Annotated in this window: 14 protein-coding genes; 5 read left to right on the plus strand and 9 right to left on the minus strand. The window is 40.8% G+C overall.

Annotation, left to right across the window (positions count from 1 at the left end; translation table 11 throughout):
• Positions 1-3: 3 nt before the first annotated feature.
• From L5B83_RS02605 to ccmA, 8 genes are all read right to left on the minus strand, one after another.
• Positions 4-486 (minus strand): cytochrome c-type biogenesis protein, encoded by a 483-nt coding sequence (locus L5B83_RS02605; RefSeq protein ID WP_265777466.1) that lies wholly within the window; start codon positions 484-486, stop codon positions 4-6.
• A complete protein-coding gene (locus L5B83_RS02610; protein WP_265777467.1) occupies positions 486-1031 on the minus strand; it encodes a DsbE family thiol:disulfide interchange protein in 546 nt (181 codons plus the stop codon). The genes L5B83_RS02605 and L5B83_RS02610 overlap by 1 nt, the downstream gene beginning before the upstream one ends.
• A 19-nt stretch (positions 1032-1050) precedes the next feature.
• Entirely contained in the window at positions 1051-3000 is a 1950-nt protein-coding gene (locus L5B83_RS02615) for a heme lyase CcmF/NrfE family subunit (protein ID WP_265777468.1), read from the minus strand.
• On the minus strand, positions 3000-3515 hold the full coding sequence (gene ccmE / locus L5B83_RS02620) for a cytochrome c maturation protein CcmE (protein WP_265777469.1): 516 nt from the start codon (positions 3513-3515) through the stop codon (positions 3000-3002). The genes L5B83_RS02615 and ccmE overlap by 1 nt, the downstream gene beginning before the upstream one ends.
• Positions 3512-3715, minus strand: coding sequence for a heme exporter protein CcmD (ccmD, locus tag L5B83_RS02625; RefSeq protein WP_250351532.1), 204 nt, complete (start codon positions 3713-3715; stop codon positions 3512-3514). The genes ccmE and ccmD overlap by 4 nt, the downstream gene beginning before the upstream one ends.
• Positions 3716-3822: 107 nt before the next feature.
• A complete protein-coding gene (locus tag L5B83_RS02630; protein WP_265777470.1) occupies positions 3823-4560 on the minus strand; it encodes a heme ABC transporter permease in 738 nt (245 codons plus the stop codon).
• A 45-nt stretch (positions 4561-4605) separates the two neighbouring features.
• On the minus strand, positions 4606-5271 hold the full coding sequence (ccmB, locus tag L5B83_RS02635) for a heme exporter protein CcmB (protein ID WP_265777471.1): 666 nt from the start codon (positions 5269-5271) through the stop codon (positions 4606-4608).
• Between the two features lie 45 nt (positions 5272-5316).
• On the minus strand, positions 5317-5967 hold the full coding sequence (gene ccmA / locus L5B83_RS02640; RefSeq protein WP_265777472.1) for a cytochrome c biogenesis heme-transporting ATPase CcmA: 651 nt from the start codon (positions 5965-5967) through the stop codon (positions 5317-5319).
• 525 nt (positions 5968-6492) lie between these two features.
• On the opposite strand from ccmA, the gene leuA reads away from it, so the two are divergent.
• From leuA to L5B83_RS02665, 5 genes are all read left to right on the plus strand, one after another.
• Positions 6493-8046 carry a 2-isopropylmalate synthase gene (gene leuA, locus L5B83_RS02645; protein ID WP_250364034.1) on the plus strand — a complete coding sequence of 518 codons (1554 nt, stop codon included), beginning with the start codon at positions 6493-6495 and terminating at the stop codon, positions 8044-8046.
• Between the two features lie 11 nt (positions 8047-8057).
• A complete protein-coding gene (gene leuB / locus L5B83_RS02650) occupies positions 8058-9140 on the plus strand; it encodes a 3-isopropylmalate dehydrogenase (protein WP_265777473.1) in 1083 nt (360 codons plus the stop codon).
• Positions 9141-9618: 478 nt separating this feature from the next.
• On the plus strand, positions 9619-11028 hold the full coding sequence (gene leuC, locus L5B83_RS02655) for a 3-isopropylmalate dehydratase large subunit (RefSeq protein WP_265777474.1): 1410 nt from the start codon (positions 9619-9621) through the stop codon (positions 11026-11028).
• Between the two features lie 9 nt (positions 11029-11037).
• Positions 11038-11640 (plus strand): 3-isopropylmalate dehydratase small subunit, encoded by a 603-nt coding sequence (leuD, locus tag L5B83_RS02660; RefSeq protein WP_265777475.1) that lies wholly within the window; start codon positions 11038-11040, stop codon positions 11638-11640.
• A gap of 107 nt (positions 11641-11747) precedes the next feature.
• Complete coding sequence (locus L5B83_RS02665) at positions 11748-12989, plus strand: O-antigen ligase family protein (protein ID WP_265777476.1); 1242 nt, start codon at positions 11748-11750, stop codon at positions 12987-12989.
• 67 nt (positions 12990-13056) lie between these two features.
• Here L5B83_RS02665 and folD read toward each other — a convergent pair whose 3' ends face one another.
• Positions 13057-13917 (minus strand): bifunctional methylenetetrahydrofolate dehydrogenase/methenyltetrahydrofolate cyclohydrolase FolD, encoded by an 861-nt coding sequence (gene folD, locus L5B83_RS02670; RefSeq protein ID WP_250364031.1) that lies wholly within the window; start codon positions 13915-13917, stop codon positions 13057-13059.
• Between the last annotated feature and the right edge of the window lie 18 nt (positions 13918-13935).

Consider the following 13935-nt stretch of genomic DNA (forward strand, 5'->3'; position numbering starts at 1 on the left):
TGATTATTCCTTATCTGCTAATAATTTTGCTAAACGTTGCTGTTCTGCTTGGGTTAATTTTTCATCATCCATTTGCACCGCACTTTGATTTGCCTGAATTTGTGCTTTGGGTTTGCGGCGTAACACTAAAATACCACCAAATAACACCAAGCCAATCGGCACAATCCAAAGTAACAGCGTAGCTGGCGTGAGCGGTGGGTTGTAGGTAACAAAGTTGCCATAACGTTGCACCATATAATCCACCACTTGCTGTTTAGTTTGTCCTTGATTGAGCAATTGATAAACTTTTTCGCGCATATCCACCGCAATGGTGGCGTTAGAATCTGCAATATTATTGTTCTGACACTGCGGGCAACGTAGCTCTTGGGTGAGGCTTTGATAATCTTGTTCTTGTTGTGCTGAAGCAAAATTCCGCACCTCAATCGCGGCCTTGGCGGTGATAGCAAAAAATAAAAGTGCGGTAAAAAAATAAGGAATTTTTCGCATTATTTTTGTTCCATTAATTTTTGATAAATTGGCTGTAACGTGCTTTGCCAGACTTTTTCGTTCACATCACCTGCATAGCGATAATGAATGATGCCTTTGCCATCAATAATGAAGGTTTCTGGTGCGCCATAGACGCCTAAATCAAGTCCAAAAGCGCCTTTTTCATCTTTAATCACAAGCTGATAAGGATTGCCTAATTCTTTTAACCATTTAATCGCCTTATCTGTTTTGTCTTTATAATCTACCCCGATAATGGTTATCCCTTGTGAATGAAGCTGATTTAAATATTGATGTTCCGCGTAGCAGGTGGGACACCAAGTTGCCCATACATTCAATAAGATTGGCTTACCTTGCTGAAAAATACGTTGCTCGTGCGTTTTGTTGTCAAACAGATCTTGCAACCTTGCCGTTGGCACAGGTTTGCCCACTAACGCACTTTCCAACGCTTTGGGATCATCGCCGTTGGAATTACGCTGTAATTGAACGAAAAAGGCAATACTCAATGCCAAAAATAAAATTAGCGGAATTGCATATTTTTTATTCATTATAACCTTCTTATTCTATTTAAGCCTTCGTTAATAACTGTTTGAAACGGTAACGTCGATCAAACATACAAAGCAAGCCGCCTAACGCCATAAAGAGACCACCGAGCCAAATCCAACGAATAAACGGTTTATAATATAAACGTAATGCCCACGCACCATTGCCAAGGCTTTCACCTAATGCCACATAGAGATCGCGTGCAAAGCCCCAATCAATCGCGGCTTCTGTCATTGACATTTTACTTACCGTGTAAAAGCGTTTTTCAGCATACAGCGTGGTTTCATATTGACCATTTTTACTGATTTCAATTTCTGCCTTGCCACCAAGATAGTTTGGCCCATTCGCATCACTAATCCCTTGGAATTTAAAATCATAGCCTGCAATCTCAATGCTATCGCCGACGTTCATTCGCACATCACGTTCAATGCTGTAATTTTGGCTAAAGGCAATCCCCCAGACGGTCATCGCCACGCCGAGATGTGCCAACACCATTCCCCAATGCGAGCGGGAAAGTTTGCTTAGCCCTGCAAAGAAGTGATGGCGGTGAGTAGCTCGCTGTTGTAATTCGTATAAGGCTAATACGGTGATGATCACCGACATCATCACGCCTAGCACAGAGGTTGCCGTGATACGATCTTGTAACCAATAAGGCAACGCAAACCCCGCAATTAACATCAAAATTAGGCTAAGAATGACTGGCATTCGGATAGCAGAAAATTGATCTCTACGCCATTTTACCAACGGTCCAATACCAAGTAATAAAGCAAAAGGGATCATAATGTAAAGGAACATTTGATCGAAGAATGGTGCACCGATAGAAATGCTCCCTAAGCCAAGTTGTTTATGCACTAAAGGCAATAATGTGCCTAAAAACACCACAGCAAGTGCGGTCATTAAAAGGATATTATTGAGTAACAACATCGTTTCGCGTGAATAACGTTCTGCATTATCTCTTGAACGAATGCGGTTGCCTTTGTAAGCATACAAGGTCAGTGAGCCACCAATCACGACGATCAAATACGCTAAAATATAGAGTCCACGGGTTGGATCAGAAGCAAAGGCGTGGACAGACACTAAAATACCCGAACGCACAAGGAATGTGCCAAGCAAACAAAGGGAAAAGGCTAAAATCGCCAGCAATACTGTCCAAGCTTTAAATGCGCCCCGCTTTTCGGTTACTGCAAGCGAATGCAATAACGCCGTTCCTGCCAACCAAGGCATTAATGAGGCGTTTTCTACCGGATCCCAGAACCACCAGCCGCCCCAGCCAAGTTCATAATACGCCCACCAAGAACCAAGTACGATCCCTAAGGTTAAAAACACCCAAGCTGCCATTGTCCAAGGTCTTGACCATCTTGCCCACGCGGTATCCAGTTTGCCCGTCATTAATGAGGCAATGGAAAAAGCAAATGCCACTGAAAATCCCACATAACCCATATAAAGTAGGGGTGGGTGGAAAATTAAACCAATATCTTGCAATAAAGGATTTAATTCTCGCCCTTCCACTGGAAAATTTGGAAAGGTACGTGTAAAAGGGTTCGATGTGAAGAGGACAAAAATCAAAAAACCAATCGTAATAACCCCCATCACGCCTAACACGCGCGCAACCGCTTCTTGCGGTAACGGCTTGCTGAAAAAGGCTACCGCAGCACTCCATAAGGTGAGCAACCAAATCCATAGCAATAATGAGCCTTCGTGCGATCCCCATACCGCAGATAAGCGATAAGCCAAAGGTAACGTTGTATTTGAATTATTGACCACATATTGCACAGAAAAATCATTGGTCGCGAATAGATAAAATAAGCACGCAAATGCCAAACTCAATGCCACAAATAATCCATAGGTCATTGGACGCGCTAATGCCATCAGTTGGGCATTATTTTTTTCTGCCCCATATAAAGGGAATATCGCCAATAATAATGCAATGCCTAAACTGAGGGCTAACGCATAATTTCCTAATTCCGCAATCATTATTTACCTTCTCGTTTTTCTTGACGATCTCGTTCGCTTTCATGGCTTAAATCTGAAATGCCCATTGGCTTATGTACTTTTTTCATTTGTTCGCCTAATTCGGGCGGAACATAATTCTCATCGTGTTTTGCCAATACTTCACTGGCTTCTAGCACAGTCGGGGTTTTTAATACTCCTTGTGCGACAATGCCCTGTCCTTCACGGAATAAATCAGGCAAAATACCTTCATATTCCACCGTAATTGAAGGCCCAATATCGTTGAGATCAAATACCACTTTCAGGCTTTTCGTATCACGTTTTACTGAGCCTTCCACCACCATTCCGCCAACACGGATACGTTGCCCAACGTGCGGTTTGGTTTCCGCATTCTCATTTTTGCCATAAAGAACTTCTGTTGGTGTATAAAATAAATCAATATTTTGACGCAACGCATACAACACCAGCGATGACGCCACCGCGAGACCGACTAACACAAATAAAACAATGGTTAAACGGGATTTACGTCTTGGATTCATAGGCTTTCTCCCGTTCTACGTTTTTGTTCATATTGCGCGCGTTGTTGTTCACGTTTAATTTCATTAATGAGATTTTTCTTACTCATCACCCCTTGCAAGATCAAGCCCACAATGGCTAAGAAAGAAATGCCATAGGAAAGCCAGACGTAAAACCCATAGCCCCCCATATTTAGAAAATCACTCACAGAGTTAAAAAACATTCTCTTATCCTTATAAAATTAAAAATTCGTTGAAAAACCACCGCACTTTAGTTTTCTCCCCACATTATGTTTAAAAAATAAAAGTGCGGTGCAAATTTATGCAAAATTTATTTGCTATTTACTAACATTTTTACCCAAGGGCGTTTTTTCTCATCATTTAATAAGGCTAAACGATAACGCACTAAGGTTAAACAAATGGTTAATGCCATAAAGCCCAAGATAGATAAAATCAGTGGGATCAACATCGGCGTTGCAATAGATGGCTTTTCAAATTTGGTGATACTCGCGCCTTGGTGCAAGGTATTCCACCATTCCACAGAGAAGTGGATAATCGGAATATTGATGACACCGACAATGGATAAAATGGCGGCGGCTTTCATTCCTGTTATGCGATCTTGGAATGCGGAATACAACGCAATCACGCCTAAATATAAGAAAAATAAAATTAATGATGCGGTTAAGCGTGCGTCCCACACCCACCATGTTCCCCACATAGGTTTTCCCCAAATCGCCCCAGTTACTAAGGCGATAAAAGTAAATACCATACCAATTGGTGCCATCGCAATAATTGAAAGATGTGCTTGGCGAATTTGCCACACTAAACCAATGATTCCCGCAATCGCCATTGACACATAAATACTCATTGACCAAATGGCTGCTGGAACGTGAATATACATAATGCGAAAGCTATTACCTTGTTGGTAGTCTGCTGGTGCATAAGCTAAGCCCCATACTAAAGCCGTCGCAATGAATAAGGTTGAAAGTATGGCAAACCAAGGAAGTAATTTTCCACATACGCGATATTGCGTTTCTGGTTTAGCATAAGGGTGAAGCCATTTCCACATAATGAATATTTTCCTTACTTTAAAATCAAAAATCAGTTTCTCACGTTATTCCACGCTAATCCGTAACGCTGCCGCAATAGCAAAAGGCGATAAGGTTAATGCAACACATAACATTGCGCCCAAAATAGCAAGTTGCCCGTTATAAGGCAAGGTAAGTGCCGCCGCTTCAAGGACAGACGAAGAAAAAATCAGCACGGGAATAAACAAAGGTAACACCAATAAACTCAATAGCACACCGCCTTTGCGTAGCCCAACCGTAAGTGCCACACCAATTGCACCAAGACAGCTTAGAATTGGCGTCCCCAATAACAATGTCAGCACTAACGCCCACCAAATATGGCTATCCAAAGAAAGCAATAATGCGGCAATGGGGGAAAGCAAAATCAGGGGTAAACCTGTCAATAACCAATGTGCCACCACTTTAGCTAATGCGGTTAAGGCTAAATGTTGTGAGCTGAGCATTAATTGCTCTAATGAGCCATCAATAAAATCATCACGAAATAAACGTTCAAAAGATAATAATGCCGAGAGCAACGCTGCCACCCAAGCAACCCCGGGGGCAATTTCGGCGAGTAATTTCGGTTCTGGGCCGATGACCAAAGGAAATAAAGTAATAATAATCAAAAAGAACCACAACGGATTGAGAATCTCCGTTTGTTTTCGCATCGCAATGCGTAATTCCCGTTTGATAATTTGCGCAAATATCTGCATAAAAACGTCTCTCATTTTGCACCGCACTTTATTTGAGCGTAGCGACTAAACACGATGTGGGTCAAATTTATATTTCTCTAAATCCAGCACCTGTAATTGTTCGCTCGGGATCGCTTGATGACTAGTTAAAATCACCATTCCGCCTTTTTCCACGTGCTGTTCAAATAAGCCTGTTAAAATGCGTACACCCTTTTTGTCAATCGCCGTGAAAGGCTCATCTAAAATCCATAAAGGCGCTTGGGAAAGCCATAACCGTGCAAGGGCAATACGTCGCTGTTGCCCTGCGGAAAGTTGCCCTGCGGTAATCTCTTCACGCCCGATCAAGCCCACTTTTTCCAATGCCTGCCAAAGGGCTTCTTCTCCTTGTTGGCATTGGCTAACGGCTTGATAAAATTTCAAATTTTCCCACGCAGTAAGTTCTGGTTTAATTCCCGTGTGATGACCTAAATATAATAACTGGTAATAATACGCTTCACGGCATTGTTTAATCGGTTGAGCATTCCAGCATACTTGCCCAACAACGGGTTGGGCTAGCCCAACTAAAATCCGTAATAAACTGGTTTTTCCAATACCATTATGTCCTTCAATCTGTACAAAATCACCACTTTGCCAAGTTAAAGATAACTCGGAAAATAAGGTTTTATCACCACGTTGGCAGGTAATTTGTTCAAGCTGTAATTGATTGATTATTGACATAAAAATTGACAATTATTGGAAAATGCCCTGATTCTATCATAAGGCGATAACACCGCGTAGTTCTTCCAGCAAAGAAAGGCTACCCCTTTAGTAGTATTTGTAGGTTATTATTGATTTAACGCAAAATTTGTTTTTTCTTCTTTATCAAAATAAATTTTATTCTCTTGTTTTCAGGAAAAGTGCGGTATAAAAAAATAACATTTTTGCCACTTTTAGTTTATTAACCCAATATAAAATTAAAATATGAAATATTAAACTAAACGAACACATTGAAAATCGTTTGCTTTAGAGAAAAATCCTAAAATAGTGTTTGACAGTTTATTTTTAGCAGGTAAGATAAAACCGTTTTCAAGAAGGATTATGTTTTATGTTTACTCGTGTTTTGCTTTCACTCCACCTGCTCCTCTCACAATTTTTGTGCGGCTAGCTTGTGGATAAAAAACACGTTATGTAAAAATTTCCCAAATTTGACCCGCACTTTAGAGGCGGGTTTTTTTATATTCAAAATCAATGAAAGGATAAGTTATGACAGATCAAGTGATTATCTTTGACACCACCTTACGCGATGGCGAGCAAGCCCTAAAAGCCAGTTTAACGGTAAAAGAAAAACTACAAATAGCCCTTGCTCTTGAACGTCTTGGCGTTGATGTAATGGAAGTGGGATTTCCTGTTTCTTCTGCGGGGGATTTTGAATCCGTGCGCACCATTGCGGAACATATCAAAAATAGTCGTGTCTGTGCGTTATCTCGTGCGGTGGATAAAGATATTGACGTGGCAGCAGAAGCCTTAAAAGTGGCGGAAGCATTCCGAATTCATACTTTCATTGCCACCTCAGCTTTGCACGTTGAAAGCAAATTACGTCGCACCTTTGATGATGTGGTCGAAATGGCAATTAATGCAGTTAAACGCGCACGCCGTTATACCGATGATGTGGAATTTTCTTGTGAAGATGCAGGGCGTACAGGCATTGATAATATTTGCCGTATTGTAGAAGCCGCAATCAATGCGGGAGCAACCACAGTGAATATTCCAGATACAGTGGGTTATTGTTTACCAATGGAATATGGCAATATTATCGCCAATGTAATGAACCGTGTACCAAATATTGATAAAGCGATTATTTCCGTGCATTGCCATAATGATTTGGGAATGGCGACTGCCAACTCTTTAACTGCTGTACAAAATGGTGCAAGACAAATTGAATGTACAGTAAATGGTATCGGTGAGCGTGCAGGTAACACGGCATTGGAAGAAGTGGTAATGGCAATTAAAACCCGTCAGGCCTTGTTTGGCGTAGATACTCGCATTAATACACAAGAAATTCACCGTGTTAGCCAAATGGTTAGTCAATTATGTAATATGCCAATTCAACCCAATAAAGCGATTGTTGGGTCAAATGCCTTTGCCCATTCCTCTGGTATTCATCAAGATGGTATGGTGAAAAATAAAAATACTTACGAAATTATGTCGCCAGAAACCATCGGTTTGAAAAAAGAAAAATTGAATTTAACGGCTCGTTCTGGGCGCGCCGCGGTAAAAAATCATATGGATTCAATGGGATATCAAGAAAGTGAATATGATTTAGATAAATTGTATGAGGCATTCTTGAAATTAGCAGATAAAAAAGGGCAAGTGTTCGATTATGATTTAGAAGCCCTTGCTTTTATTGATATGCAGCAAGGCGATGAGGATCGTTTAACCTTAGATGTGATTACTTCACAAATGATCAGCCATTTACCTGCCTCTGCCTTTGTGCAAGTGGAGCTAGACGGTGAAAAATTAAGTCAAGTATCCAGTGGAGGTAATGGCCCAGTGGATGCGGTGTTTAATGCCATTTTGAACATCACGAATATTGATTTAAAAATGTTGAATTATCACTTAACGGCTAAAGGCGAAGGGGCTGAGGCACTAGGGCAAGTGGATATTGTGGTGGAGCATAAAGGTCGCCGTTTTCACGGGGTAGGCTTGGCAACGGATATTGTAGAATCCTCAGCCCGTGCGCTGATCCACGCCATCAATGCAATTTACCGATCACATAAAGTAGAAAATTTGAAATTAAGCAAAAACTCGATCAATTAAGGAGTGATACGATGAAAAATTATAATGTTGCTGTATTAAGTGGTGATGGCATTGGGCCTGAAGTGATGGCAGAAGCCATTAAAGTGCTTGATGCCGTACAACAAAAATACGGTTTTCAGCTTAACTTCCGCCATTTTGATGTAGGTGGCATTGCCATTGACAAGCACGGCACAGCGTTACCAGAAGACACCTTAACAGGTTGCGAACAAAGCGATGCTATCTTATTTGGTTCAGTGGGTGGACCAAAATGGGAACATCTTCCGCCTAACCAACAACCTGAACGCGGTGCGTTATTACCATTACGCAAACATTTTTCATTGTTTTGTAATTTACGCCCTGCAACCTTATACAAAGGCTTAGAAAAATTCTGCCCATTGCGTGCGGATATTGCTGCTAAAGGTTTTGATATGGTTACCGTCCGTGAATTAACGGGAGGCATTTATTTTGGTCAGCCAAAAGGGCGCGAAGGCGAGGGAGACAATGAGAAAGCCTATGATACAGAAATTTATCATCGCTATGAAATTAAACGCATTGCCAAAGTTGCCTTTGAAACCGCAATGAAACGTAAAAAACATTTAACGTCTGTAGATAAAGCCAATGTATTAATCAGTTCAATCTTATGGCGGGAAGTGGTTGAAGAAGTTGCGAAAGATTACCCAGAAGTCACGTTAGATCATATCTATATTGATAATGCTACGATGCAATTAATCAAGCAACCTGAATTTTTTGATGTGTTACTTTGCTCAAATATTTTCGGCGACATTATTTCTGATGAATGTGCGATGATCACGGGTTCAATGGGAATGCTACCTTCAGCGAGCTTAAACGAAAAAGGATTTGGTTTATATGAGCCTGCAGGCGGTTCTGCCCCTGATATTGCGGGGAAAGGTATCGCAAACCCGATTGCACAAATTCTTTCTGCCGCAATGATGTTACGTTATAGCTTTAATCTTAATGAGGCGGCGAATGAAATAGAAAGTGCGGTACAAAAAGTGCTAGAAAATGGCTATCGTACAGCAGATTTAGCCGATGAAAACACACCTGTTTCAACGAAGGAAATGGGGGATCTGATTGTAGCGGAGATTAAGGCTTAGCCATTTAGTAAGAAACTTGATTAATTTATCTGGTTTCACCTAACTGAAACTTCATTTTCTTTGTTCGCACAAAGAAAACGAAGCAAAAGAAATGCGTCCTGATAACTGGCTTTTCTTCATTTCGTGGAGTGGCAAACGGCGGATTTTTAACTCACCTGCAAGCAGGCTCAAACACGAAAAATCCCCCTAGCCACTTAGCCACTCATTCAGGCAAGTTATAAAGGGGAAAAACGGGATATTCACTATCCTTTTAATTTAACAAAGATAGTACACTTCGGGTTACCTGCTGTTTTGCCCGAACGTAAATAAATTTTTAGGAAAATTCATTCTAAAAAATGGAAGCAAAGACACCCTTTAGGTTGAACGTTACTTTAGCAACGGCACGCAGTGCAAGGCATAGCCGCAGTAAAATGAAGTCGCTATTAGGCGAAACCAAACAGCAGATACCAAATATTAAATACCAAATAACGAGCGAAATATGAAAAAAACTCTCTACGACAAATTATTCGATGCACACATCGTCTACGAATCACAAGGTGAAACACCGATTTTATACATTAATCGTCATTTAATTCACGAGGTGACCAGCCCTCAAGCATTTGATGGATTACGAGTCGCGAACCGCCCCGTTCGTCAAGTAGGAAAAACCTTCGGCACAATGGATCACAGTATTTCAACGCAAGTACGTGATGTAAATAAATTGGAAGGGCAAGCCAAAATTCAAGTGCTTGAATTAGCTAAAAACTGTGCAAAGACAGGAATTGAGTTGTTTGATATGAATAGCAAACAACAAGGTATCGTTCACGTAGTTGGACCTGAACAAGGGCTAACCTTACCGGGTATGACCATCGTATGTGGCGACTCACACACCGCAACTCACGGTGCTTTTGGTGCATTAGCCTTTGGAATTGGAACATCAGAAGTCGAACACGTGTTAGCAACACAAACCTTAAAACAGAGCCGCGCGAAAAATATGAAAATTGAAGTACGTGGTAAAGTTGCCCCGGGGATTACTGCAAAAGATATTGTGCTTGCGATTATCGGTAAAACCACAATGGCTGGTGGCACAGGACACGTTGTAGAATTTTGTGGCGAAGCGATTCGTAACCTCTCAATGGAAGGCCGAATGACAGTATGTAATATGGCAATTGAACTTGGTGCGAAAGCAGGATTAATTGCCCCAGATGAAACGACCTTTGAATATTTAAAAGGGCGTCCTTATGCGCCGAAAGGTAAAGATTGGGATGATGCTATCGCTTATTGGAAAACACTCAAAACCGATGAAGGGGCTGAATTTGATACGGTAGTCGTATTAGAAGCCAAAGACATCGCACCACAAGTCACTTGGGGAACAAATCCGGGGCAGGTGATTGGGATTGATCAAACCGTACCCAATCCAGCGGAAATGCCTGATCCTGTGATACGTGCCTCTGCGGAAAAAGCCTTAGCTTATATTGGTTTAGAACCCAACGCAAATTTAACTCAGATTTCCATTGATCAAGTATTTATTGGCTCTTGCACGAACTCTCGTATTGAAGATTTACGCGCTGCCGCTGCGGTGATGAAAGGGCGTAAAGTGGCGGATAACGTAAAACGCGTGTTGGTTGTTCCGGGGTCTGGACTTGTGAAAGAGCAAGCAGAAAAAGAGGGGTTGGATAAAATCTTTATTGAAGCTGGCGCACAATGGCGTAACCCCGGCTGTTCAATGTGCTTAGGAATGAACGATGACCAACTAGGCGAATGGGAACGCTGTGCCTCCACCAGTAACCGTAATTTTGAAGGCCGTCAAGGGCGTAATGGCCGAACACATCTTGTTAGCCCAGCAATGGCAGCCGCCGCAGCGGTGTTTGGTAAATTTGTCGATATTCGTCAAGTGGAATTATATTAAGGAGAAATTATGGCAGGCTTTAAACAACATTCAGGCATTGTTGTGCCATTAGATGTGGCAAATGTAGATACCGATGCCATTATTCCAAAACAATTTTTGCAAGCGATTACACGAGTCGGTTTTGGTAAACATTTATTCCATGAATGGCGTTATCTTGATGCCGAAGGCACTCAGCCAAATCCCGAATTTGTACTAAACTTCCCGCAATATCAAGGGGCGAGTATTTTGCTTGCACGCAAAAATCTAGGCTGTGGTTCATCTCGTGAACACGCGCCTTGGGCATTGGCCGATTATGGTTTCAAAGTGATGATTGCACCAAGTTTTGCGGATATTTTCTATAACAACAGCTTAAACAATCATATGCTTCCAATCCGTTTAAGCGAAGAGGAAATCGAAGAAATCTTCCAATGGGTGTGGGCAAATCAAGGCACAACCATTGATGTTGATTTAGAAAAAATGACCGTTACCACAGGTGAAAAAATCTATCCCTTTGAACTAGATGCATTCCGCCGTCATTGCCTATTAAATGGTTTAGATAATATTGGTTTAACCTTACAACACGAAGAGGCTATTTCAGCATACGAGAAAAATATTCCTGCATTCTTGAAATAGATTTAAGGCTGACATAACGTCAGCCTAATTTTATCTAAAGGCTAGAAATTTTCATTTTTTTGACACATAATTAGCCCAGAAAATGTTCATTCTGACTAAAGAAAGTTATGCGTAATAAAAATTATCCTTTTACTTATCTATTTATCAATGCCGCTGTTGCAATTTATTTTTTATCAATTTTCCTCTTTAACCGTAGCTATAACATAGCCCCCGCATTATTAATTTTAGCGACACTGTTTCTTTTCGTAACAAATAAAGAAAGGAAAAATCTTTTTACGTTTTATGGCGAACAGAAAACATTAGCCTTTAGTTATTTATTTTATTTTGCCACACTTACATTTTCTGTATTATTCCACCACGGAGAATTAAAGGAATTAGATAATCCTAGCCGAATTTTACTATTCTTACCTCTCCTTCCACTATTAGTTAATTATAAAATTAACTTTTATCTTTTAGCCAAAATCATCCCTTTTTCTGCGTTATTCGCCGGTGTTATTGCGCTTATTCAACGTTTTTATCTTGGAGATGCACACGCCTATGGCAATATTATGCATATTCAAGGTGGTGATATGGCAATGAGCTTAGGATTATTTTCAATCGCTATTGGGTTATATTTTTGGACAAATAAAAGTAAAAGATTTGCGCTATTCGTCTTATTCTGTGCTTTAATGGGAATATTAGGAAGCATTTTATCTACCGCCCGCGGTGGATGGATTGGTGTACCGTTTGTATTGGCTGTTATCCTATACAATTATCGAAAACAACTACCTAAATACTTCTTTCCGATTTTATTTTCTATAATATCAACGTTTGCTGTCCTCGTTTCGCTCACTAACACGGGCGGCATTATTGATCGTATCAACGCGGCTAAGGCAGATATTACGCAATATATGAGCGGTGAAAATACCTCAACCTCCGTGGGCGCGCGTTTCGATATGTGGAAAGCGTCTTGGATTGCCATTCAAGAAAAACCGCTTTTAGGTTGGGGGAAACAAGGCATTTATGATAAAAAGCAAGAGCTCGCCAAAACAGGTATTATTAGTGAATATTCCGCAAGTTTTGTACATAATCACAATCAATTTATTGATAATACCGTGAAACAAGGGCTAATGGGGTTAATTGCCTTATTATTTATTTTTATTGTTCCTTTACGCTTTTTTATTCGCAATTTAAATGGAGATAATCCTGAGCTATTATGCCTTTCCAGCTTAGGTATTATTCACGTTATATCTACAATGTTTTATAACGTTTCACAAAGTTTCTTTGCACATAACTCAGGAAATATTTTCTATTTCTTTTTGATTGTGGTGTTTTATGCTGCGATAAATGTGGTAAAGAATAAAAATTAGGATATAAAAATAATGTGCCATTAACAGCGCATTATTTTTAAAAGTGCGGTGTTTTTTTCTATTATTTTTATTTGCCCTCAGCCCAATGTTTTTCATAAGCGGATAACGTATTATACATTAACATTGCAACGGTCATTGGCCCTACACCACCGGGAACTGGGGTAATATAACCCGCTCTTTCTTTTGCTTTATCAAATTCCACGTCACCCGCAAGTTTGCCATCGACACGGTTAATCCCGACATCAATCACCACAGCGCCTTCTTTAATCCATTCGCCGGGGATAAATTGTGGTTTTCCTACCGCTACCACTAAAATATCCGCTTGCTTAACGTGATGTGCCAAATCTTTCGTAAAGCGATGTGTTACCGTAACGGTGCAGCCTGCGAGTAATAGCTCTAATGCCATAGGACGCCCTACGATATTAGAAGCCCCTACAATTACGGCGTGCTGACCATAAAAATCAATGCCAGTGGTTTCTAAAAGCTTGATCACGCCGTAAGGCGTACAAGCGCGTAAGGTAGGAATACGCTGACATAAACGCCCCACATTATATGGGTGAAAACCATCCACATCTTTATTTGGTGAAATACGCTCAATCACAGAAGTGCTATTAATATGAGCCGGCAAAGGCAATTGAACGAGAATCCCATCAATGTTCGGATCCGCATTTAACTCATCGATCAGGGCAAGCAATGCTTGCTCGGAGGTACTTTCAGGCAAATCATAAGATTTAGAAAACATACCAATTTCTTCACAGCTTCTACGTTTACTTTCAACATAAACTTGTGAAGCTGGATCTGTGCCAACTAAAATAACAGCCAACCCCGGGGCGCGTCTATTTTGTTTAAGATGCTGCTGAATTTTTTCTGCTATTTCTGCTTTGATTTCTTTCGAGAGTGCGGTGCCAGAGATGATTTGTGCCGTCATTACGTTTTCCTTAAATAT

Origin of the sequence: Avibacterium sp. 21-599, assembly GCF_026226765.1 — a bacterium.
Lineage (GTDB): Bacteria > Pseudomonadota > Gammaproteobacteria > Enterobacterales > Pasteurellaceae > Avibacterium.